The sequence below is a fragment of the Chryseobacterium sp. HR92 genome, assembly GCF_045689405.1.
In the GTDB taxonomy this organism is placed as follows: Bacteria; Bacteroidota; Bacteroidia; order Flavobacteriales; family Weeksellaceae; genus Chryseobacterium; species Chryseobacterium viscerum_A.
Window position 1 is genome coordinate 3,070,462 of record NZ_CP139139.1, and the last position, 26,538, is coordinate 3,096,999.

Here is a 26,538-nt window from a genome sequence, read left to right on the forward strand (position 1 = left end):
TAAATTACAAAAAAGAAAAATGGTTTTTGCGGATGATAAGTACAAATGTTGGACTTTGCATTTAACCCGCTCTTTTGCAAAGCCGATGTTAAGTAATGGCTTATTGTAAAATGTATTTTTTTTCGTCGTAAAATAAATTTACACAGCTTAGTTCGTCTTTATAAATAAAACACTCATTTCTGAAATTCTTTCCGTAAGGACATTTTTCTACTTTGAGACTTTTAACAGTATAAAATTCTATATTATTAACTTCTTCGTCAGTAGTTAAATCATAGTTTGTTTTTGTTTTCATGAAATCAATATTAAGAATATCGTTGTTTAATATAGAATCTCCCGTATAAAAAAGTGATATAACATATACTTTATCAACATTTGAGAAAAAATCATTTTGACGTTTTTTTATTAACTTTCTAATGGTTCTACCATCATTTACGACATCAGTAATAATTAGAACCTCCTTATATTTTTTTTCTTCGTTATTGAAATTTAACTCTGTTTCTGTATAGTGATGTTCATTATGTCTGTAAGAATAAGGTAAAAAACTGTAGGGTTTATTAAATTTAATTGCTGTTTTAGTTGCAAGGATATTTCCTTCATAACCTAAACCTATAATTAAGTCTATGTTTTCAGGTTGAATTTTTGCCTCTAAAACATCAATTATGGCATTTTTAAGAAAATTAAGATTTTCTTTATTTTCAATTAATTTTGAAATATCAATCCAATTGTGCGCCCTTGATGTTTCGCTCCAATGAAAGTGTCCTGAATGGAATATATTAAGATCTTTAACTTTTTTATACAACTCTTCCGTATAAAATTGATTTTCGTAAATGTTTTTTTCATTTTCCTCTGGTAATAAAATTGAGATATCGGTTAATTCATCATTAGAAGAATTTACTTCTGCTAAAATTTCAGTTACTTCCCCTGTAATGTTTGGAATGTCAGTTGTTTTAATTTCGATTTCATCATCTTGTTTACAAAGAATATTATTTCTTTGTTCCCAATGATAAGGATTATCAAATGCACCTGTTTTAATTAATCCATAAATATTATTTTTTAATATAATATTATCAGCTATCTCAACTTCGTAAATTTTAAAAGCTGAATCATTTTTTTTGGAAGATAGAGGTCCGGAATCTGAAATTAAAATTTCACTTTGACTATGCTTTTCTAAACTACTAGTATGTTCGTTACCAGAAAATATAAAATTAATTTCAAGTTCTTGTAATTTGTTTAGGAATCTAGTTCTATTGTCAATTTTCCATTGACCTGATTTTTTATTTTCATGTACTGAAACTACATTATGATGGCAACAAATAACGCTCTTTAATTCTTTATTTAATAAATAGGACTTAATTTCCTCTTCAAATTTTTCTATTGAGATTAAACCTTCGGTTTGCTTTAAATCTATTTTGTAAGATGAATTAATGCCAATAAGTTGTAGTTTTTCATCAATGATTAGATTTTCAAAAACTACTGAATTAGGATTGAACTCTTTACCTAAAAAAGATTTATAAAAATTTTTAAAGTTATAAAACTTAGCCTCATTTATAAGTTCTAATTGGCTATTAGGATCGTCTGCTAATTGATTTTCAATTCCTCTTCTGTTTAAGTCATGGTCTCCAGGAATTAGTAATATATTTTCTTTTAGTATAGCTAATTCGCTGACTATTTTGTTGAGATACTTTTCAGCATATTCAAACTCTTTTTGTTCTCCCCAATCAGTAACGTCTCCTGTAATGAGTAAATAAATTATTTTTCCTTCAATCTGACTTTTGATGAATTCAATAAAACGCTCTATATATAACAAACTACTGTCATTTTCTTCTGTAGCAGACAAATATGAATCATGAATCTTTACTTCACCATTAAACTTTTCATCAACTGAAACATGTAGATCAGAAATATGTAAAATTATACTACTCATTAATAGGTTTGGGGTTAAGATTTGTGTATATAAAATAGTTTAATTCTCTGTTGTTTTCATTTGTAATTGAAAATATAGATAAAGTTCTATCTTTATTTTCAAGATTTAAATCCTCTCTATTTAGTGTTTCAATTTTTACTAAGGAAACATTTCCTAAATATTGCCCTCCAGAAAATTCGATTAAACTTTTTGTTATTTTTACTTCAGTACCGAGACAGACTAAGTCAGATACTACAATATACTTTCTCTTATCAAAATTGTGCTTTTCTAACTTATTATATAATTTAGTAATAGGACCAATTTTATCAAAAACTAAAATATCTAATTTTAGAAGCCTTGATAAAACAGAAACAATAAAAGTACTAGTTAGACTTTGAGAGACTAAAATAGGATTGTTGTTTATCTCATTTTTCCATTTATATCTAATCTTCATTGCTAATTTATACAATGCAAAATATATAAAAGGGTTCTCAAGGCTAATAAGCTTTTTTAAATCTATAAATGAATGTAAGTAAACGAATGATGATGAATGTTTTTTACTGTACTCAACTATATAATTCTTTTCTTTTAATATTCTTTCAAATTCTTGATGAAATAGCTTTTTTTCATCTAAATCAATCGAATAAATTTCTTCAGAATCACTTGTGAAATAATAGAATGTATCATAACCCTTCATTTCATTAGTTAAATTCTTTGGATTAACTATTACATTAATTGATAATGATTCATGTACTTCAAATGCAATATTTTTAAAGAGTAATTTATATCCTAAATCTCTTATATTAATTATTTTTGAAATAATATTTGCTTGTATATGTCTAATGTGGCGAAAGTCTAATACAATATATTTTTGTTCTTCAAATGAAGAGCCTTTTAAAAAAATATATAATCGTTCAATAGTTTCAAATTGTAAGCTTGAAACAAATATCCCGTCGTTGTTGTCTTTAATGTAATTTGAAGTAATTACCTCTTCCGCATGTAAACTAAAATATATATAGTTTACATTTTTTATTAATGAAACTATCATATTTTATTAGGGATTTCAACTTCTATATGAACACCTCTAAATTTTACATTAAAAAAACGTAAGGATGAAAATCTGTAATCATCATTATACTTATTACAAATGTTCTTATAAAGTGAAATGAAAGTATTTTTAATTTGATTTTTAATTATAACCATTTCATCTGAAATATCTTGATTCCCTCCATTTATTAGAGTTTTTCTATGTAATTTGAATAAACGTGTTCTTAATTCACTTAATATATTAAGTTCTTTTATCATTCGACTAGAAACTATTATTTGTGAATTTTCTGAATGAAGTCTAAAGTAACCATTAGAATTCAAAACAACTGAAATCATTAAATCAAATAATCCTTTTCTATTTTTTAATGAAGAAAAATATAACGTTTCAATAATAAAATTGAGATTTTGTAATATTTTTTCATTAATATTTAAACTACTGATCTTATCGATTTCATTTTTAAGTTCAAGTGGTTGATATAAAAAATCTGTATTTTTATTTTTAATTGACTCTGTAAATCCTATTCCATTATCGGAAATGGAAAATTTTGTTCCAAATTTATTAACAAACATCAATGCATATGTATTAGACTTTGAATGTAAAACTCCATTTGTTATTAGTTCTGAAAGTATTTCAATATACAGGTCTAAGTTTTCATTAGTACTTTCATTATCAAAAAGTAATTCTTGAAAATGCTCTTTTACAATATAGATGTATTCAGAAATGAGATAATCACGTTTTTCATCATCGTTTTTATATTTTTCTAGTTCTTGATAATGATTTCCATCATTTAGTGAGTAACACCTAACTTTATGTTCAGGTCTTGGAGATTTATTTATAAAATCACCCAGATATTCATCTTTAAATTTCAAGATATTTCTTCCAATTGGAAAAGATGGATTTTTATTAGAGCCAGAAACATGAAAGAAATCACTCTTATATAAAAAGTTTAGAACTTTTTTAGTAGCATGGTTATTATACAAATTAAGATTTATAGGTTTTGAATAAAACTTACTAAGTTGTTCAGTTAAACTTAAAATTAAAGGGATTGTTATTGGTTCTAAAGTATAATTTGAATCAAAAATATAATCATCTCCATTTTCAGCAAGTTTGAAATTAATATCATTATTTTTTTGTATTTCAGTAGCTACTTCTTTTAAAAATCTTGAGTAAAAAACATAAGGCGTTAATTTCTCGTTATTGTTTAAAATATTTACCATTTGATTTATACGTGATTTTATTTAAGCTTTCGCCTAACTTGTTTATATCCACTACATCATTGCACATATACACCCAATATAGTAGGAATATGCGATAATGTAGAGAGTATTATCTTTTTTACTAAAGTAGTAATTATTTCTTATTAAGTAGGGTTTAGAACATTCAATAAATATAAACTTATTTTTTAGCCTTCATGGTCTTTATTTCTTCATCTGTATGATGATCCATAATTTTAGCATATCTATAAAACCTTTTACAATAATTCCTTTATCACCATTTTAAAAATATAATTTCTAAAGGCAAAAATAAATTATTACCAGTTAATCAGATCACATATTTTTACGGATTCCCATAAAATAATCTCATATAATTATCTTATTTTAGCTTGATATGACTTCTACTAACCAATCACAAATGAATCAAGAACATTATAAATGGCTCACCTACTGGAAAAAGAATTTAGCAGACTCTCTTAATACGAATATTGAAATTGATGGTGCTCAGCATTTTGAAATTGAAGATTTCAATATTGAAGACAATTCTATTTCAGATCTTAAAAAAGTCAATACACTTATCGACTATGAGGAACGTAGGATCAATGAAAAAAGAGGGATTAAAAATAAAGATGACGAAGACTGGATCACTATAGACCATATATTTGTAGTAATTGCACCATTCAAGCTTAAGCCGGCATCAGACCATCTTGTTCATCTCAAAGACAAGAAACCCAAATTTCCTTTCTGGTACTCTGCCTATCTAGACAGAAACGGGAAACTTTATATTCCTGATGAAATGTTTCCCTTGTTCCAAAGACAATATCTGGAACCCCTTGCCGATGAACGTACTGAATTTATTTTTGCAAACATTGAAGAAGTAGATTTAGCTACTACCCTAGGAAAAGAAAATTATTCAAAATATCCTGAGTATATACAATATGTACAGGATATATTTAAAAAAGTTATCGGTCAGAAGCTATGCGAATATCAGTCAGGAGCTTATGAAACAATTTTTAATGCCATAGTACTACTTCCACAAGAGGAAATGAATGCAGCAATGGGAATCATAGAGCTGTATGAAAAAATTCTTCACCAAAAGAATCTTCCGGAACTTTTACAATCTTTCATAACCTTAAATAACAATGAGGAAAAATTACCTATTACTGTTCCTGATTTAATAAATACCAATCATTTGCATCTCGGGCAGATGGGTTTTGATTTTCCTATATCTATTTCACAAAGAAAAAGCTTAAATACACTTTTAGGATCCAATGAAAAAGTTTTTGCTGTCAATGGTCCCCCAGGTACAGGCAAAACCACTCTATTACAAAGTATAGTTGCCAATAAGATGGTTGAAAGTGCGCTTAGGGGTGAAGATGCCCCTATTATTTTAGCCTGTTCTACCAACAACCAGGCAGTTACCAATATTATAGACAGTTTCTCAAAATCAAACACAAGAGAAGGAAAATTACAGGGCAGATGGATTCCTGATGTTGATGGATATGCTACCTATCTTCCTTCAACCAGCAAAAAAGAAACCGAATTAAAAGGGATTAACTATAAAAAACTAAATGGTAACGGCCTTTTTAATGACATAGAAAATTTAGAGTTTCTACAGGATGCTAAAGAATATTTTTTAGATAAAAGTAACGAATACTTTAATTCTGCCGCTCTCAGTATATCATCTGTAGTTCAAAAATTACAAACAGAAATTTCAGACATTGAACAAATCCTAAAAGACTCCGGTGATACGTGGAAGGCTTATTTACAATCTGAACATGTTTTTACGTCTAATTACCTTCTCAATAATTCGAAAATTTCTAATTATTATCAGGAAGATTTGCTCAATGAAGATATACTCAAAAATGATGTTGAGGACATGATTAAAACTGAACAAAATATCATTATCTATTTTAACAATGAACCATTCTTTAGAAAGTTCTTTTGCTTTCTGGGAATACAATCTGCACTTAAAAACCGCGCTTCGGAAGTAAAAATAATTCTGAGAGATTCCCAAATTGCAATTCCTGAAAATTTTGCATTCAAGAAAAATGAAATTCTTGATACCATAGATTCTAAGATAAATACCGCTAAAAGGATTATTGATTCAATTGAAAAATGGAAACTATGGAAGAGTAACAATTCTATTAAAGGTAACCCTCCACGTTCAGAAGAAAGGTATTGGGAGTGTGAGCACTTAAAAATAAAAGAAAAAATAAGTGCCAACTGTTTTTATGATGAGCTTGATATTTCACTGCGCCATAAAGCATTTCAATTGGCTTTACATTACTGGGAAGGAAGGTACCTACTACAGCTTGAATCTGATCTTTTTGATCCTAAATTTAATGGAAAAGGGAAAGAGCCTATGATAAACAGATGGAAAAGACATGCTATGTTAACCCCATGCTTTGTCAGTACATTCTTCATGGCGCCAAAGTTTTTCAGTTTTTATAAATTTTTAAGGATAGGTGGAGAAGGCAACAAAATACATGATAATCCGCCTCTATTTAATTTTATTGATCTTCTTATTGTTGATGAAGCAGGCCAGGTATCTCCTGAAGTAGGTATTGCCACATTTGCTTTAGCTAAACAGGCTGTCGTTGTTGGAGATGTAAAACAGATAGAACCCATTTGGAACGTTACCCATAAAATTGATATTGGTAACCTTAAAAAATGTGAAATTATCAAGGAATATGATGATATTGTTTACGAAAAAGAATTTGATCCTAAAGGTTTTCTTTCTTCTACTGGCAGTATTATGAAAATGGCTCAAAATGCATCAGGATTTAAGGAAGCCAATTTACATGAAAAAGGGGTATTGCTTACTGAACACAGAAGATGTTATGATGAAATCATTAACTACTGCAATGTATTAGCTTATGATGGTAAACTTATTCCATTAAGGGGAAAAGCAAAAAAAGATTTACTTTTCCCCCCAATGCACTGCATTCATGTTGATGGCCAATCTACAAGAAACCCAAATGGCAGCAGGTTTAATATTGAAGAAGTTAAAACAATTATTAACTGGCTGACAGAAAACAAAACAGAAATTGAAAAGAAATATAAGTCAATTGAACATGCTGTTGGTATTATTACGCCATTTACAGGACAAAAAAACAGTTTAAAATCGGCTTTAAAAGATGCAGGGTTTAAAGTTGATGACTTTAAAATAGGCACAGTTCACGCCCTACAAGGTGCAGAGAGGCCAATTGTCTTATTCTCAATGGTCTACGGTGACGAAGATAAAGGAACCCTATTTTTCGATAGAGACAACAAACCAAACATGCTTAATGTAGCTGTATCGAGAGCCAAAGATAACTTTGTAGTTTTCGCCAATACCAAGATTCTTAATAAAAATGCTAAAACTCCTTCTGGTGTGCTTGCTAGTTTTTTAAAATATAGCGAAACAGTAAGTTAATTTATAGATGCGCGATTTTAAAGATACTTGTTACTTAATCATTAATAATTTCAGAATTTAATATCACTAATTACTGTACTTAAAATGAATGACCTCATTAAGCTTACTCGAACAGAACTCTATGATAAGGTATGGACTACACCTCTAACTAAATTATCTAAAGAATTTAACTTGTCTGACAACGGACTGAGAAAGATCTGTAAAAAATTTGATATTCCTTTGCCACCTATGGGATACTGGCAAAAATTACAGTTTGGCAAGAAAGTAGTAAAAACCCCATTGCCACAACAAGAAAATGAAAAAGAGATCAAAATTCATGTAGATAGAAATAAAAATGATCCTAATCCTATAAATTCACTCAAACAGATTGTTACTGAAAAGATTAAAAGTAATTCTGCATTGATTTTAAAAGTACCTGAACGATTAAGCAAACCTGACGAAATTGTTAGCAAAGTGCAAGCTAACCTTGAGAACAAAAAAATTCGTGATTATGCAAAAATAATAGGAACCATTCATACGGATAGTGGATTACCCAATATCGTTGTTTCACCCAAAAATGTTTCTCGTTCATTAAGAATATTGGATAATCTAATAAAGAATTTCAAAATTTTAGGCTATAGAGTAAGTGTAGATTCTGACGGATTAAAATTCGCAGCATATGAAGATAAAATTACACTATATATTAAAGAAAAAAGTAACATTAAAGATACGACGAATGAAAGAGGATGGAAAAGCAGAGATTTAATAGCAAACGGTAAACTAGCAGTTAAGATCGTACAATACGGGACGACTGAATTTGCAGACACAGATAAATTACTTGTTGAAGATCAAATTGAAAAAATTTTGATAAAAGTTGAAACTGAGTTTCAAAGAATGGCTGAAAACAGAAGAGTTTGGAAAATTGAAAGTGATAAGAGAGAGGAGCTTAGAAAGATTGAGGAAGCAAAACAAAAATTGAAGGATGAAGAGCTTACAAAATTTATTTCTTTTTATAATGATGCCCATCGATGGAAGAAGTTTATGATTCTAAAAGAGTATTTTGAATATATGAAATCCAATAGTGCTACAGACAAAGAATGGATTGACTGGGCTGAAAAAAAACTTGATTGGTACAATCCAGCAAAAAATGCAGAAGACAATTTAATGGAAGATGTTGATAAAAACTCGTTAGAAACCAAGAAGAAAAATAGGTGGGAATGGTAAAGAATAAATTAATATACAAATCAGAATGTTATATTAACACTCGATTATAGGTAACGATATACTTGAATGCACCATTGTATAGTGCGTTTTGGAATAGGTTTATTATATGATAATCCAATCTAAATTATAATATATCATATTTTGTACCGAAATTAAAGATTGGTTTATTTATAAAATTAATTTGATGATCATCTTTAATAAAGATTCAGGCGCTAGTACATTGAGGTATATCATTACCAAATATTATTGATCTGGTTTTAGGTCTAAGTAATAGAGGAATCATTATATAAGGCTTATCCGATGGAGTAAATATTTCAACCTTTTTTATGATTAAAGAGGTAGCATTCTCAAAAGCGGGATTAATGTTCTTTCATTGAAGTTTTTACCTATATTTGCGTGGTTAAATTCTGCTGAATTTCAGGATAAAACCGCTGACTCCATCGTCAAATATCAGAAATTAGTTAAATAAATAATTATGAAATATCAAGCGATATTTATCGTTTTGTTATCATCTGTACACCTCTTTTTTGCTCAGGTACTTGATAATAATTTTGGAACCAATGGAAAAATGGTTTATGACATCAATGCAAACTCAAATCTTGAGAAAATAGGGTCGATGATTGCTGTGAGCAACAGTAAAATACTGGTTGGAGGTACTGACAATACCAGCGCTTATCTTGTGAGACACAATTCTGACGGTTCTTTTGACACTTCTTTTCAGAGCAACGGAATCAAACAGCTTCCGTTTAAATCAATTGAAAAAATATTAAAGACAAGCAACAACGAGATGATCATTCTCGGAACTAAGCTTGCCACCGACGGCTATTTTAACATCATCGTCTGTAAAGTTGATGAAAATGGAAATTATGTTACAAATTTCGGTACAAACGGTATTCTGGAAATCAATTTTGGCGCTCAGTCAGATGACAATGTCTTTAACGGTGAACTGCAATCTGACGGAAAAATAATTGTGGTCGGTAACAAAAGAGGCACGAATGCATTGACAGAAGGTTACGTTTTGCGTTTATTACAGAACGGTCAATTTGATACTACGTTTAATAATACCGGGCTATTCACTATTGCACCTGTTAATCACCGCCATTATTTGAATGCCGTAAATATTGCTCCAAATGGAACAATCGTTTGTTCAGGCTATCTTTTGCTGACGACAGGCTCCAACCAAGGTAGAATGTTTATATTAAGATTGTTACCAAACGGAACTTTGGATACTTCATTTTCCACTGTAGGATACAGATATTTTAATGTTACGAATATAGGTAGCTCACTGTCAAATACCAATATTGTTTTAAGTGACGGAAGTATTTTATTGGGCGGAGAATCATTCTCATCCAGCAATAACAATGTTTCATCTAACTTTACGATAATAAAATTCAATGTGGATGGTTCTTTTGAAAATTCTTTCGGAACGAACGGTGTTGTACAGACACTTCTTCCAAGTATCGGAGGTCAGCTGAGAAATATGAAATTAGATTCTTCAAATAATATTATCGCAGTTGGTTCTACGTACTCGGCGACCAACGGTAATGAAAATTTTGCGATGATGAAATTTAATCTATCTGGGATTTTAGATACACAATTCGGAAATTCCGGTGTTGTAATTACAGATTTTTCAGGATTTCAGGATATTCCGTATTCATCGTTGGTTTTTGATTCAAAAATAATTCTTGCAGGATTGGCTTCTTCTTCAGATTTTCCCAGCAACAGCAAATTTGCACTTGCACAATACACATACAATAACTTAGGAATTGTTGAGTCTAAGAAAGCAGATAACTTCAAGATTTTCCCGACAGTTTTTTCAGACAATATTAATATAAAATGTGAAAAAGAGACCAAAGTAAGCGTTCGTATTTTTGATTATTCGGGTAAACTTATTTATGGAAAAGAAAATTTCAGATGCTTTCAGACTCCAGAACAGCTGCAACTGCCGATCTCAAAGCAAGGAGTATATTGGTCACAAATCAATTCAGGAAATAAAATTTCTGTTCAGAAATTGATAAAGAAGTAATATTGGAGTTGCTAACTTTGTTAGGACATAATTCTTATACTCTTTAACTTTAAAAGTATGAAAAAGATCAGAAAAAAGTACCCTTATTTAAAATTAACAACTCCCTAATATAAAGGTTGAAACTGTAATCCCCTAAACACTTATTTTCACCCCAAAAGCAAAAGCCTTCCCACAGAAGGCTTTCAAATCCCCCTCCCTCTCTTCTTACTCTTTCCCAGCTCCCCCTTCCACACATTCCTAAACGAAAACTCAAACTTCCCTATTCTCTTATCAAACCTCAAATACCCCTGATACCCCTTCCCATTCCTATCCACCAGTCCATCCACATATGCCACCTCCCCGTTCTTTAACTTCTCCACCTGCCATTTCTTAAGCCTCTTCCCTCTGAACACCTCCGGAACTCCCACTCCCATCCTCCTTACCTTCTTATCCGGCAAAAACTCCACATATCTTTTATCCGCATTATACTGAACCGCTGCATTAAACAGGGTCCCCCTCGCTGAAAGCATATTTTCAATAAACAGCGGTTTCCCTTCCCTAAGTATCTTTCTCTGCTCCTGATTCAAGGTCACTCCTTTGATCACGAGAGGAACCCTTACCCTTTCTGCCCTTACCTGCACCAGCTCATTGGTCAGCCTGTCCCTGCTGATAAGAGAAGGCACTGACTCTCCTGTAATCCCATGAACCAGATCCACCACCCTGCCCATATTCCCACTTACCATCAGATTCCTTTTATCCTCTTCTGAAAATACATGTCCAAAGAAAGGCTTGGAAAAATCAGGCATTCTTCTTACCGGATGAAACCTGAGCTCCACTTCTCCAAAATCATTAGCCTGAAGGGAGAGCCTCGCTTCAATCGTACCCGATATTGTCCCCAGTTCAATATGTACCGGAACAAGCATCGGAGTTTTATATCCTTTCAGCATGGGTTCCAAAGCCCCCAGCTCTTCCAATCTTTCCTTATTCCACCCCAGCTTCTCAATCATCTTCCAATCTACCTGTTCAGCCTTATATACATAACTATTTCCAGCACTCTTTCCCTTACTTATGATCCCTTCCCGAGCTTTTCTATGTGCCTCCACTACATCGATGGAGATCTCATACTTCTTTAATTCCTGTTTCACATCATTCGGAGCCTCATCCATATACCTCTGTAAGTCTAAAGCCGTCTGCTTTGCTTCATATTCCGTTACCTTAAAAAACGAAAATTCCGAAGGCTCCTTCAGCTGGTGATAAAATGTAGAATAAAACTCAGTAAAAGAATTCTCATTGCGTTCAATACTGAGCATTTCATCACCATCCAAGTCCTCAGGACTAACCTTATTTACTTCCCCATTCTCCCCCAACCCCTTAAGAATCCCTACAGTACCCGTTTCATGATGGAGCACCATTAAGGTATCACCTGTTTTCCTAATAGTAATCCATTCATCATTTTTATTGTTATCCATGACCTAAATTATTGTGTACCGCGTAAGATATAAAATCGGACAGGTTTGTTACTATAATGGCAGGGAAAGGTCATAGTTGACATTAAGATCGGCAGGGAAAATAAAAAGATTACTTGAAAGAATAAAAAAATCCCGCTTCTGCGGGATTCTCTTATATCAATTCAAACTCAAAAACTTTCCGAGAAAGAAAGGAATTTTATAAATATGAAAAGTTAATTTTATTTTACTATTTCATATCAGGTGGAATATCTAACCTTTCCACATACTGAATGGAGGGAATATCTAAATGATCTATTTTATTGGCTCTATTAATATTTTCCAATAATAACTTATTTATCCAAGCCAGAAGCAAAGAATATTCTAGATTATTTTGGGCATTGTTTTCACGGGTAAAAACTTCATTTCTCCTTCTATCATCTTCCAAAACAATTACATTATTCAACTTAGCATCTGGAGATACTTTGTTATTTTTCCTATCTTCTAAAGAAATTTTGTAAAGCAGCTGTCCCAAAATTTTACTTGTGTGCCTATCTATTTTAAATTCATAACTTCCTTTTAGATCATAGGGATAATAAATATTTGACTTTAAAACTCCTGATTGACTTATCTGAACATCATATTCAAACAGATTATTATTGCTAAAATTTGTTTCTCCGAGTACATTAGAAACGTAAATATTATTATAATTCTCTTGCTCAGAAACAAATTTGTATGGCCTGAATTCCTTTAATTGATCTGCAAATATTACATTACTTTTGTTTCCCTCGGTTTTGGATATAAGCTCCATAGCTGAGGGTGTGCTATATGCTATCGTTGAAGGAGCTTCAATGAGAAATGAATACTGACCGTCATTCTTCAAAAATAGTACTTCCATATTCTCCTTTTTCTCCATGCACTGTACAACAGTACTCACTAAGGCTAAATTAATACCTAAAGCCGTCAATGCTTTTATCAATGGAATCTTTTGTAACATTTTGTTTTACAGATTTATAATATTGTTGTAAAATAGGTGATATATATTGAGTCCTTGCAGTATGATTTTGCTTTTCCTGATAGTGATCATAATATCTAACGCTCTGATATTTTTCATTTCCCGGTTTCTTTAAAAAATTAATAAGTCTATTATCATATCCGCTGCTTTGATTAAATTTTTTATCATCAGCGAAATCCTTTGCCTCGGGAAATGCATGTATAAAAGTTTCATGAGCGAATGTTTCAATCTGATTAGCCATTCTGTTCGGAGTATTATTATTCTCTACACTTACGGTAAAATTAGTTCTCCCATTTTTGTTTTCGACAGTTGTTTCACCGGATGCGCCTTGTGAAGCTGACGTTTTTGATATATTATTATCAAATGTCAGATCCATTCCCTTCTTATGGAATTCTCCGCTTTCCTTATACTTTATCCCTGCAATTACCTGATCTTTTTCTGCAAATTTTGATATCACAGCCTGACCTTCTTTAGATTTCGCAAAAAATTCAAAAGCTTTTATCTGTTGCTGATTTCCTTTCTTATAAATCTCTGATGGATCAACATGGGCCGGGCTCCTGCCATCAGGATCTGTAAACATTACCGGGTTATTAAAAGCATAATTGTAAGGACTATATCTGGTCATTTTCTCTGCCAATGGATCAATTACACCCCATCTGCCCAAATCACTCATATACATTCTCGCTCCGAAATCATGCCAGCCTGTTTCCTGCATTTCTTTTCCTCCAAACTTATAGTTATAATAACTTCCAAAGTTTGAGTAATTTGATCCTCCGATATGGTTTAACCCAAATGGATAATAATTATTGACATCCATTGTCTGAACTACCCCTGCATTGTTCTTACCAAAACTTACCCTTACATTCCCTAAATGATCTTTATAGTTGTAAATATAACGGTTTTCTGCAAAACTGTAAAACCCTTCTGGGGTACTTACAAAATCCAGTTTCCATGCCGCAAGCGGCGGAAGAACAGGTTTAAATGTTGAATAAGCCTGCGATTCATAGGCCGATTCCGTCTTGCATGTGATGCAGATCCCTCCATCATCTTCATATGAATACTGAAACCCATCCAGATAATCCGTCATTCGTATTGTTGGAAGCCCCATATGAGCCTGCTGACTGTATGTTTTACGAAGTTTCACTCCATCAGCACGGTATAAATGATTTATATTTGTTGTGCTTATATTTCCAACAGGATTAGTAAACTGCATACTAATTGAAACAGGTAGATTGATATGATTATAAACTATGGACTGGATTCCTTTATCCTTCATATCAGTCATATTTCCATTAAGGTCATAGCCAATAATATTGTTCCCACCTTCATATCCTGAGTTGTTAGGTGAATTTTCTATTACCTGATTCAGACGGTTTCCTATATATTTATATTCAAGATCATCCACCTGTGTGGCTGTAGTTCCTGATACAGGATAAGCATTCCTTTTCAGGGTCATAATATTTCCATTTAAATCATAGCTCAGATTTTCATTGAAATTATTATTATAGGGATTGGTAGCGCCGGGTTCTGTATAGATAGCATCTTTCAACCGGTTAAGAGGGTCATAAGTATAAGAATATCTTTTCAAGGCACCCTCCGAAGCATTTCTCCAATCTACCTCTGCGATATTTCCATTATACTTACCTGATGCTAAATTAGTGTATACAGGATTGTTATATTTAATTTCATACCCAAAGAGCTTTCCATTTAAAACAGCCGGATCATTGATTTTAGTCAGCCAGCCTCTTATATTATATTGGTAATCTATAGACTGTAATGGACTGGCAACATCAGTTCCTCCTACTTTCTTATTGGTAATCTGAGAAATCTCGTTATAAGTATTTTGTGCCAGAATCTCTGTTGGATTGCTGTCTACCTGGTGCTTATGTACCAACAGTCTGTTCTGGTTGTCATAATCAAACGTTTCTGTAATGACTCTTTCAGTATCACTATCCAGACGCTTATGTTTTGTTATAGTCTGCTTTGCTACCCCTGCAAAATCAAGTTTGGATTCTGTTTTAGTATATCCTCCTAAATGATTGATGGAATAAGTTCCTATCACTCTTCCTTTCTTATCATAATAGGTATAATCCTTTGACCAATTATCGTCATCAATATTCTTTACTAAAGTAAGGACAGGAAGGCTTTTGGTACTTAAACCTTCGGGTGTAGGAATAGCATTTAATGTGGGCTCTCCTAAAATATCCGTTGGAAAAGTAGGATTAAAAGTATATCCTGCAGGATAGGAATCATAATAATTAACACTTAAGACCTGTGCCAGACTTCCCGGGAGAGCCCTGTTGGTATAATAAATAGGCATTCCGCTTACGGTAAACGAGCCAGCACTTCTTATCTCAAAGGTATAAGCAGCTCCTGTAATAGTAGTTTGCAAAGACTGTCTTGTACTATTATTATTAGTAATAGCTGTAAACACCACTCTACCGAACTGGTCATACTTGGTTACCAACCACTTACCCTGATCTTTAAGATTTGTATCTTGGCTCATCACCAATTGATCGGCCTTATTATAAATCAGATATTCCCAGCCTTTTCCGGGAAGCTTCTTTTCTACTAACCTGTTCTTCTTATCATATTTGTACTGATAGCACAAATTGTCAAGAGTTACATCAGGGAAGAAGCCCGTTGTCAGACTTTTAACTGCATCTGAGGCAAGAGGAGGAATAACATAGGTAAGATTGCCATAAATATCATAAACATAATAGGTATCAGCTTTCTTCCCATCTACATATTTTCTTCGTAAAACAGTTCTATCTTCATTATTAATATATTCCTCTGAAGTGTTGTTGTTTCCGTTTGCAGAGGTCCAATCCTCATTTTTGATTACTTTTTTTATTAAGCTACCTGTCCCATAAGTGGAACTGAATGATAATTTAGGATTATAAATATCCTGAGCAACTGCCAGATCAACATTATATTTTTTTACTTCGTCAGAAACTGTATTTACATCATCAGTAAATTTTATTTCGTGTCCGCTGTTTTTCTTCCAGGCTGTTCCAGGTGCTGACTGCATCAAAACCCTGTTTAACGGAGAGGCTTCAAATACATTTTCCGAAAATGCCGGTTCACCATTGTAAACAGATGAAGCTAAACCTGAAATTGTAGCTGCATCAACTAAAAGACCATTGTTTTGCATGGTTGGAATGGGTAAAAAATCCTTCGACTTCCTTCCAAGGTTATCATACTCAAAAGGAGTCACCAAATCTTTTCCTGAAGGTGTCTCTCCTTTGGCAACAATCTGCAATTCCCTTCCTAAACCATCATAATATACGATGGATGCTTTCTTCTTTCCAGAATCTCCTTGGTCCGTAAGATAGTTTACCGACATTATCTTATTCTGCGGAGTCCAGTTAGAAAGGTACGTCGAAATGTCCGCGGGTATGGGAACTGGCGCTGTTAAATTCACAGATATGGTTCCCGAAAATCCAGTTAAAGAAATGGGCGTATTATGATAAATGGCTAACTGATTATCAACAATGAAGAACCGGTATCCTTTATCAGTAAAAAAGCTTCCAGCCGGAACAGGAATTTCTGTGTTGGGTAACGTTCCTACATAATCAGTCGGCCCTATTTTTCCTTGTTTTAAAGTGGTATCCGTAAAACCAGCACTAAAACTAAGACTGAGTACATTATTGGTGATACTCAATGTTACCCCACCACCACCACCATTGGAATACGTGGTAAGCAGATTCCAATTGTAATATTTGGAATAATTCGAAAATTGGGCTTTGATAATTGAGGTACTAAATACAAGTACCAATAAAACAATTCTATATATTGACTTCATCAGATTATTAGTTTTTAATTTCATATGTAAAACTCTTTACAAGTTTTCCATTCTGATCCTTTACATTCATCAATCGTCCAATATTATCATAGTTATAATATTCAATCACACCTGATGAATTCATGATACTGCTAACCCCAAACTCATTCTTGTAAGTGTACAATGTACAAAGATGATTAGGCAGAGCATTAATGATATTCGCCTGCTGCTGGATAATTTGGGTATAGTTAGGTGAGATTACGTTAAGCAAAGGCTTAAGCGTTGCCAGATATCCTAAAACAGTACTTTCATCTGTAATCTCGACACCTTCTATCTTCAATATCGGATATTTGTTATCGTAACCATAATAATAATAAGTATAGTTTCCGGTTGGTAGGTGTGCCTTCAAAATATGCCCGTCAGTATCATATTTATCAACGATCAACTTTTCGTCAAGTGCATTATTACCCTTAGCTTCCGATACTTTTTGAGGAAATATTCGGGAAGCCACAGCAGTTCCATTTGACGCCACTGTTGGAATAAGAGCATACTCTGTTATCGTTTTACTTAACAGCTCCTGATTGGCAAGTTTACTCGTTTCTACAACTGGGTACTCTCTTCGATTTACCATGGTTGTGTATGGCTCAGTACCATTTTTATCAAAAGAATAGAGGTAATTCTCGGATATTGATTTCCCATTGGTATCAATGAAGGATTTATTCTTCAGAAAATTATCCCCAAAGTTTCCCTGATCGGAAAAATTGCTATTTTCAACCATTTCAAAATACTGCCCGGCACTTCCATAAGTTCTGGTTTTTTTTGTGGTAAGGTTAAAGTCAGAATAGTACAATTCATATGCAGTTCCGGCAATAACAAATTCTTGTGTCTGCCCATTAGATTGAGGACAAGCAAGAAAAAATTTACCACTCAGCCCCCTAGCTGCTTGGGGAGAAGTTTCACTATAGGTGAAAATTTCCTCTTTTAACAGATCATTACTTGAATTATAAAATCTTCTTTCTTTGGGAAGACCTCTTTTATAACCGAACTCCGTATGAGGATCAAAAATGGAATTATTTTGTCCTAGTTTTCCACTATTAGGTAGATTAGGAAAATCTGAATAATTAGTAAAATTATTGACAATATATCCGTTATTCTCTGTTTTCTCAACCACTGTTGAATACTCAATCTGCGATCCCATCAAGTTGGAAAGCTGTACTACAGATCCTATACTGAACTGGGTTTGATAGTAAGGAATACCATTCTCAGTAGGAATAAGAAAATTCTTTACATAATACACATTTTTTTGAAGCAATGTTCCTGAGGATACAGTAGAGTTGGTATCAATGGTATAGCTGTAGTCTTTTACAATCTTATTTTGTGGATCACTGAAATCCGACATTCTTTTTATCCTTACCCCACCGATAATTCCATTCCCCGAAACCAGGCTGCTGTTTGAATCCAGATATTTGGAATACGTATGAGGTTCATATTCAAATGTTGTATAGCCTTTCAAAGGATATGTAATTTTTGATAAGGTTCCAAAATACACTTTTGTAGGATCTGTTTCCCTTGAAGGCTCATGAATTGTAGGTGAATTATAGTCCAGAGAAAAAGGAGTAGACTTGTAATATCCGAAATGGTCTACATTAGTAGAAAGCAAGCCCGGAAGCTGACTAAAATTATTGTATTCGAAGGTATGATCAAATTGATTATCCACCGTTAATTTTTCCAGTTTCAATCTTTCAGCTGGGGTATTATTATAGCTGAATGAAACCTGTTTCAAGACATTGTTTTGGCTGTCTCTTGCTACAAATCCATCTAATTTTCTCCATTTCAATGCATTGATATACGAGTCGAAGTGTCCTGATGTGACATTGGGATTTGGGGTAACTCCATTCTGTAATCTTTTGATATAATAGAACATCGCATTTTCATAATCTCCCGGTAGGGCCAGCCCCGCCAGATAACTTAAGATATTGGAGAAAGCACTGTCTAGAGTAGGGTCTCCATTATTGTACCTGTATTTCAGTGAATTGTTAATTGATGATGAGAAATTAATTGTTCTTGCAGATTTTGTAGTAATGGATTTCAAATAAGTAGGAATGATCAGCTGTCCAGCAGCAACGACCTGATTACTTATACTGCTTCCGCCGCTACATCCCACCCCCGGAACGAATATATTACCATCAAACTGTTTGCTATATCCGCTAAAAGAATTCGTATTATAGAAGGATGCTATATAATCTCCTCTCTCATATTCAAAGGAATAAATCTTAGTTCCTTCTTTATCATATACTTCCGAAAGATACCAAGCATTAGCAATAACTGGATTCACCAATTGATTATAGAAGTCCGGAATGGTATATTCTATATTATCCTGTATACCTCCGAATATATATTTATTGCCTTGATCATCAGTCATGGTAATTTTACCAAGAACCTTTAAAAATGGTCTCTGATTGAAATTATTGGTAGCAGGAAAGTTCATTGGTGTAATCTTATCATTCATATTGATTTCCACCTTCATATTATCCTTAGAAGATACTTTCCAAACTCCATCAGAGCCCAAAAAGAATTTCCCTACATGGCCCATAAAGTTGAAAATAAAAATATCGGGTTCCAGGTCTGCTGCTGGATAAGTACTATTGGTTATACCTCCGTTTTTTAATACTGTTGTCATATTACTAACACTATTCCACTGGGCCCCATTAAGGGCAGGTGTATAGTAATAATAACCGCTCGCTATCCCCCATTGGCTGGAGCCCATAGGAACATCATTGGTGAATTTTTCGTCGAACGAAGTACCTTTAACGACTCTTGTAATCACACCTCCTGCATTGAATGTCCAGTTTTGTCCTACCCATCCAGGGGTATCACCCACTCTCACTCCTCCTGTATCATAACTTACACTTATATCTAATGGAATACCATTTTCATTAAGAGAATACAAAGGTATGCTTACATTGGCTCTTCCCGAAGAGAGATCCATTGGTACATCCCCGTATTTCCCTAAAGAAGCAGCATTGGGAGATTGTATATTTTTAGGCAGTTGTAGTGTCTGTGCCCATATCGAAACATTCGATATTAATGGCAGTGCCATTATTAAGAATATCTTTTTCATCATTATTTTTTTATCAGTTTTGCGTTTGAAGTTTTACCCGAATCAGTTTTTATCGTCACCAGATAAGCTCCCTGAACCAAAGCCTGAGTATTGATCTTTGTCACTCTGTTCTTAGTTTTTATATTTTGAAGCTGTCTTCCACTCATGTCGTACAACAAAATATCTGCATCCTTAAAATCAAAACCGATTTCTACATAAGCATAATCAGATACAGGGTTCGGATAGATCTTGATATCATACTGGGGAAGAAGCTCACTTACTTGCTTGTCTCCCAGCTTTACAATCTTCCAGTTTTCTTTACCTAACTCTTCTGCACTTGTTCCCGCAAGAATAATAGAACCATCTCTATTGAGTTTCAGATCTGAAAGCCTTTCCTCCTTTTTCCTTGATTCTCCACCCACGTGTTTTCTCCACTGCTCATTACCATTTTGGTCCAGATATAGCATCCAGAAGGTTTCATCATCAGTTTGTATTCTTCCCTCAGCTTGAGTATAGCCCCCTAAAAGAATTCCTTTGGATGATTTATCGTCTGCTGAATGAATCACACTCATTCCCATCAGGATATCACGATTCTTGAAATTGTAGGATTTTTGCCACTGCTGCTCACCTCTTTCATTTAAAGCAATCAGCCAGAGGTCTGTGCCTTCTTCAATACCAACAGTTTTATTGCCTGACCTTTCTGATCTGGATTCTCCACCGACAATAAAACCATTTGAAGTTAATGCCAGTGTTCTGATATGGTCATCATCTTTCCCTCCAAAATTCTTTTCCCATTCAACTTTGCCATTTTTATCAAGCTTGACAATCCAGTAGTCGCCTTCACCAAAGTTTTCTGTCTGCTTACCCGTCTTATCTCCAATTACAACTCCACTCCTGGAATAAATTCCAAGCAATGCTCCGCCATCTTTCGTTGGGATCATCTTTTCAACTTCATCAAGTCCGCGTCCTCCCAATGTTTGTTCAGATAATATTTTCCCTTCTTTGTCGAGTCTTACAATCCAGACGTCCTTAGAACCATAACCTTTAGAGGAGTTCTGTACATTCCCCGCAACAAAAAATCCCTGATCTATAGTCTGGATAACTGCTTTAGCTTCTTCATTCGAAGAGTTACCTAATGTTTTCTGCCACAATTCATCACCAAATTCATTGATCCGAATGAGCCAAATGTCTGAGCCTCCCTTAGAATCTTCTTTTTTATCAAGTCCTTTTTCTGAATATGAGGTCCCAGAAATCAGAAAACCACCATCCTGGGTAGTGACAGTGGAAGATAAATAGTCGTGATTGTTTCCTGATAAATACTTCTCGAAAACCTGTTCTCCCCGCTGATTCAATTTTATCAGGTGAAAGTCATAACCATTGTTTTGTTTGCTGTTTTGTTGGAGTTTATCCGTTTGGATACTGCTTCCCGCGATAAGGTATTGCCCATCAATAGTAGTAGCAACCTGGCTTAAAAAATCCTGCGAACTGGACTTAATATCTTTCTGCCAGAGTACTTCCTGAGCAAATATCCCCATAGTAGTGCATAAGAATAATGCACCCGTGTAGAGTTTTTTCATGCTTGTGCTGTAATTAATTTTAAGTAAATACTGATTTAATTATTGTGTATATTAGAAATACACAAAATGTATAGAATAATTATTGTTCATGGTTATGTTTTTGATGACTGCAAAATTAAGCTTTTTAAAGTTTCGTCCAAAGGGAATTGATTAACATTCTTTAATAATGCAAAGATATATCCTCAAAGCGACAAAATACGACGTATTATATTTTTGCTTAAGCAAAATATGAATCTAAAATTTGCACCATAGATAATCTGGATTATCCAAGTGATCATCTACTTTAGCATATTCTCTTCCCAGCCTTTCTATGCACCTCTGTAAGTTTAAAGCCGTCTGCTTTGCTTCATACTCCGTTACCTTAAAAAACGAAAATTCCGAAGGCTCCTTCAGCTGGTGATAAAATGTAGAATAAAACTCAGTAAAAGAATTCTCATTGCGTTCAATACTGAGCATTTCATCACCATCCAAGTCCTCAGGACTAACCCTATTTACTTCCCCATTCTCCCCCAATCACTTAACAATTCCTACTGTACCCGTTTCATGATGGAGCACCAGTAAGGTATCACCTGTTTTTTAGACTGTATCAGTTCTTCGTTTATATTGTTATCCATCGCTTTATATTTTGAGTAAGGACTTAATATATAAAGACAGATAAGTTTTTTAAAAATGATGGTAGCCGAACACCATATTTGTCATCTTAAGGAGCACAAAAAAGCAGCCTCAATGAGACTGCTTTTTGCTTATATATTTTATAACCATAATTTGTTCTGACAACTGTGAGTTAAAAATAATGGTCTTAATACAACAATATCTTCCAAATCATATTTTTAAAAAATCATAGAAATGTAGATACTATTTACTTATTAGGTATATATGGACATTCTCTAAAAAAAGGATAAGTGCTTTTTAAAAATTCAGCAGTTTTACCTTGTTCATCATAGTAATATTTCTCTCTTTTGTTTCTAATTAATATCCATGATTTTAAATTGTAATCAGAGTATAATGTGTCTTTTTTTGATGTTATAAATGCATAGATATACTCTTGTAGAGTACTTTCCGGCATTTCTTTATAAGTTTCTATCTCAGAAAGAAAAGCTGCCTTATTCATAAATAAAAACATATGTTCATCATTTTGACTCCAAAATATTTGCGGATTAATATTAGAAGAATAATCATCAACTCCCATAAATCTTACAATTTTTATGGGTTTTGAAAAATCTGAGTCAGTATTTTTAATATGACATGATAATAAAAAAAACAATAGGCAAAATGAAACTAATTTTCTCATACTTATTTCTTTATTTTATTTGACAATACTCCAGTCGTTTTTACATCATAACCTTGATGGTTACTTCTTGGAGCTTCTTTTAGATTAATATTTATTTTTTTTGAAATTTCTGTAGTATATTTTTCTTCCGCATTTTTAAAATATGGAGATCCTTGTCGAGTGGAAATATCATTTACTCTTGCTGCATATTCATTTGTTGTTTTTGACCCATTTGTACTAGTGGTGAAATTATATGCATGAACCAAATCATGGCCAAAAAGCGATGTTGGCGAATTAACTTGTGAAGTTTTGGAAAATTTTCCATTTTCGACTTGTTTTTTTAGATCATTATATGAAGCATCATTAACATCATCAAATAGGGCACCTCTTGTAGTTGAAAACTTTAAGGTTCCAATACTTTTATAATCTCTATTATTATTCTTAATATCATTGATATTTCTACCATAAGAAAAAGATGTAGAACACGTTTCACAAGCCTCTACTATTGAAAGCTCTCTTTTATCAGAAATTAATGTTTCCAAAACATTAACTTGTTCCCCATTTATTTCAATATTTGAAGCGGCATATAATGCATCAAGTGCTTTATATGTATCTGACAAAAAAACATCTTCTATTTTAGAATAATCCCTATTTTTCTGATAAGTATATTCTTGCTGATTTTTATTATCACTTCCACTATAAATAATAATCTTATTTCCATCTGGATCTATAAAATAAATAGGATTATTTACTGCATAATTATATCCACTCAAATCAGTATGTTTTTCACTATATGCATCTTGCACCCCCCATCTTCCCAGATCTGGCATATAAAACCTCGCCCCATAATCATACATTCCCGTCTCCTGTATTTCCTTCCCGTTGTATTTATAATTCTTATACCCTCCCAATAATCCTTTATTACTTCCAATATGGTTCATTCCAAATGCATAATAATTATTGGTGTCAGTTATCTCTACAGCTCCAGTACTACCCTTGGCAAAACTTAACCTGCTATTTCCAAGATGATCCTTATACTGATAAATATAACGGTTTTCCGTGAAACTGTAAAAACCTTCCGCCGTAGAAACAAAGTCTAGTATCCACGAGGGCTGGATCGGCTTTAGAACATTGGTGTCACTTTCGTTTTTAAAAGCTTCCTGTTCAAATGCAACACTTGTCCGGCACCAAAGGCACGTTGATATTTCTGAATACTGGTATTGGAAACCATCCAGATAATCTGTTATATTGGTGGTTATCATTGTGCTTCCTTTACCGCCTTCACTTCTATAGGTTTTACGGACTTTTGTTCCATCAGCTCTGTAGAGATAATTTAAACCAAAACCAGTGACCACCCCAAGAGGACTGTTCTGACTGATTGTATAAGTGCTAGGTAAATTGAGATAATTGTACACAATACTTTGAATTCCTTTATCCTTCATGGTGGTCATATTCCCATTTGAATCATAATCAATAATATTATTACCCCCTTCATAGCCCGTGTCATTCATAGCCGTTTCTATTACTTTATCCAAACGGTTTCCTGTATATTGATAGCTAAGATCATCTACCTGCACAAAAGTAGTTCCCTGGGATACAGGAGCGGCATTTCTTTTTAATGTCATGATATTCCCATTCACATCATAACTCAGATACTCATCAAAATAACCGGTATTTCCTGTAGATGGTTCTTTATAGAAAGCATTTTTTAACCTGTTTAATGCATCATATTCATAATTATAACGTTTCAGGAGATTTTCCGATCCGTTATTCCACTCAATTTCAGCAATATTACCATTAAATTTTCCTACGCTCTGAGGATTTACCGGATTTTGATACTTTATTTCATACCCAAACAGCTTTCCATTCAGATTAGCAGGATCATTGATCTTTGTCAACCAACCTCTAATGTTATACTGATAATCTATTTGTTGAAGCGGAGAGGCTACAGCAATACCTCCAACTTTCTTAGATATCAACTGAGAAATTTCGTTATATGTATTTTGAGCCAGATATTCTACTGGGTTACTGTCAACCTGATGTTTGTGTAGCAGAAGCCTATTCTGATTATCATATTCAAAGTTTTCTGTGATAATTCTTTCGGTATCTGTTTCTAATCTCTTATGTTTGGTAATGGTCTGTTTGGGGAGTCCTGCAAAATCCAGTTTAGACTCTGTTCTGGTATATCCTCCCAGGTGGTTGATAGAATGTTTCCCAATAACTCGTCCCTTAGCATCATAATAAGTATAATTCTTAGTCCAGTTGTCATCTTCAATATTCTTTACAAAGCTCATAACAGGAAACCCTTTCGTACTTCTTCCGTCTGCTGTAAGAGTTCCTGTAAGAACTGGTTCTCCCAAAACAGATATAACAGATGGATTGAAACCATATTGAGGATATGAATCATAATAGTTCACAGATAATAAAGTAACCCATTTAGATGCATGAGGATAAGTAGTATCCGGATCATAAAAAACATCCATGCCCTGCCTGTTAAAAACAACTGAACTATTCCGTAACATATTTCCAGAACCATCAGCTAATATTTGCTCTGCATTTCGGTCTCCTCCAGTAGCTATACCAGTAATAACAACTCTTCCAAACTTATCATACTGGGTATACAGCCATTGTCCTTTTTCATTTAATTCAGCATCCTGAGTTCCTACAATCCTGTCTTGCTTGTCATATACCATGAATTCCTTCCCTTTTCCCGGAAGCTTTTTTTCTACCAGCCTTCCTCTCCCATCATATTTATACTGATAACACAGATTATTCAAAACCGTATCTGGAACCGGTACCCCAGGGCTTAAGTTTTTAATAAGATCTACTGCCTTAGGAGATAAAACATAGGCCAATTGATTATAGTTATTATAAACATAATAAGTGTCAGTACTTTCAGTTACACTCAACATTTTTCTTATCATCACAACCTGATCCTTACCATTTTTAAACTCTATGGTCTTATTTCCATCCTCATCCGTTACTGAACTTTTATACAATTGATTAGCTGTATAAGGAGTAGAAACAGTGATCAATGTTTCGAAAGTATTATAATTAAAAACCGCATTATATTTCTTTACTTCGCCATCAAGATTTGCATTGTATTCAAATTTCACAGGTTTTGTGCTCCATGCCGTACCTACTTGTTTTTGTTCGAAAGTCCTATCCAGAGGGGAATTTTCTAAATTTTTGTGCACAAAAGGCGTATTATCACCATAATAAGTTTGGGCTGCACCCCCTGCTCCTGATTGAATTCCACCGTTTAATGTATTCATTGGTGCGGGAAGCCAGGTATCAACCTGTCTTCCAAACCCGTCATAAGGTATTGTTGTTACCAGATCTTTTCCTGTAGGAGATGCTTTTATATTGACAATTTGTTTAGGTCTGCCCAGTCCATCAAAATACTGAACGGTTTCAGTTGTTTTAGTGGGTTGATTATTGGCATCATAATCGAGATATGTTTTACTGTAGGTATAGTTTTCTGTTGTGCTTAACTGGGCTTGTACAAAACCTGATATCATCAAAGCACCGATTGGAATTATGAGTTTCTTCAACG

General features: G+C 33.4%; 13 protein-coding genes. 3 read left to right on the forward strand and 10 right to left on the reverse strand.

What is annotated here, in order from left to right; genetic code table 11:
- Positions 1-100 precede the first annotated feature (100 nt).
- Genes SFA27_RS13870 through SFA27_RS13880 form a run of 3 tightly spaced genes read right to left on the reverse strand, consistent with a single transcriptional unit; the run spans position 101 to position 4,168 of the window.
- Entirely contained in the window at positions 101-1,924 is a 1,824-nt protein-coding gene (locus SFA27_RS13870) for a metallophosphoesterase (RefSeq protein WP_407292818.1), read from the reverse strand.
- Positions 1,917-2,951 (reverse strand): hypothetical protein, encoded by a 1,035-nt coding sequence (locus SFA27_RS13875; protein ID WP_407292820.1) that lies wholly within the window; start codon positions 2,949-2,951, stop codon positions 1,917-1,919. The genes SFA27_RS13870 and SFA27_RS13875 overlap by 8 nt, the downstream gene beginning before the upstream one ends.
- Complete coding sequence (locus SFA27_RS13880) at positions 2,948-4,168, reverse strand: hypothetical protein (RefSeq protein WP_407292821.1); 1,221 nt, start codon at positions 4,166-4,168, stop codon at positions 2,948-2,950. The genes SFA27_RS13875 and SFA27_RS13880 overlap by 4 nt, the downstream gene beginning before the upstream one ends.
- 415 nt (positions 4,169-4,583) lie before the next feature.
- Between SFA27_RS13880 and SFA27_RS13885 the strand changes: the two genes are divergently transcribed.
- From SFA27_RS13885 to SFA27_RS13895, 3 genes are all read left to right on the forward strand, one after another.
- Positions 4,584-7,583 (forward strand): DEAD/DEAH box helicase, encoded by a 3,000-nt coding sequence (locus tag SFA27_RS13885; protein WP_407292823.1) that lies wholly within the window; start codon positions 4,584-4,586, stop codon positions 7,581-7,583.
- Positions 7,584-7,667: 84 nt separating this feature from the next.
- Positions 7,668-8,786: a hypothetical protein gene (locus SFA27_RS13890; protein WP_343686114.1), complete on the forward strand. Its 1,119-nt coding sequence runs from the start codon at positions 7,668-7,670 to the stop codon at positions 8,784-8,786.
- Positions 8,787-9,261: 475 nt separating this feature from the next.
- Positions 9,262-10,812 carry a T9SS type A sorting domain-containing protein gene (locus tag SFA27_RS13895; RefSeq protein ID WP_407292826.1) on the forward strand — a complete coding sequence of 517 codons (1,551 nt, stop codon included), beginning with the start codon at positions 9,262-9,264 and terminating at the stop codon, positions 10,810-10,812.
- Positions 10,813-10,994: 182 nt separating this feature from the next.
- Here the strand turns inward: SFA27_RS13895 and SFA27_RS13900 are convergent, their stop codons facing one another.
- The 7 genes from SFA27_RS13900 to SFA27_RS13930 form a co-directional block, all read right to left on the reverse strand.
- Positions 10,995-12,260 carry a DUF3945 domain-containing protein gene (locus SFA27_RS13900; RefSeq protein ID WP_407292828.1) on the reverse strand — a complete coding sequence of 422 codons (1,266 nt, stop codon included), beginning with the start codon at positions 12,258-12,260 and terminating at the stop codon, positions 10,995-10,997.
- A 226-nt stretch (positions 12,261-12,486) separates the two neighbouring features.
- Complete coding sequence (locus SFA27_RS13905; RefSeq protein WP_407292830.1) at positions 12,487-13,233, reverse strand: hypothetical protein; 747 nt, start codon at positions 13,231-13,233, stop codon at positions 12,487-12,489.
- Positions 13,184-17,056: a DUF6443 domain-containing protein gene (locus tag SFA27_RS13910; RefSeq protein WP_407292831.1), complete on the reverse strand. Its 3,873-nt coding sequence runs from the start codon at positions 17,054-17,056 to the stop codon at positions 13,184-13,186. Before SFA27_RS13910 ends, SFA27_RS13905 begins: the two co-directional genes overlap by 50 nt.
- A gap of 7 nt (positions 17,057-17,063) precedes the next feature.
- Positions 17,064-20,156, reverse strand: coding sequence for a hypothetical protein (locus tag SFA27_RS13915; protein ID WP_407292833.1), 3,093 nt, complete (start codon positions 20,154-20,156; stop codon positions 17,064-17,066).
- A 2-nt stretch (positions 20,157-20,158) separates the two neighbouring features.
- Positions 20,159-21,712: a T9SS type A sorting domain-containing protein gene (locus tag SFA27_RS13920; protein ID WP_407292835.1), complete on the reverse strand. Its 1,554-nt coding sequence runs from the start codon at positions 21,710-21,712 to the stop codon at positions 20,159-20,161.
- An 859-nt stretch (positions 21,713-22,571) separates the two neighbouring features.
- The gene (locus tag SFA27_RS13925) at positions 22,572-23,003 is read right to left on the reverse strand and encodes a hypothetical protein (RefSeq protein ID WP_407292837.1); all 432 of its coding nucleotides are present in this window, start codon (positions 23,001-23,003) and stop codon (positions 22,572-22,574) included.
- 2 nt (positions 23,004-23,005) lie between these two features.
- Positions 23,006-26,536 (reverse strand): DUF6443 domain-containing protein, encoded by a 3,531-nt coding sequence (locus tag SFA27_RS13930; protein WP_407292839.1) that lies wholly within the window; start codon positions 26,534-26,536, stop codon positions 23,006-23,008.
- Positions 26,537-26,538: the final 2 nt, after the last annotated feature.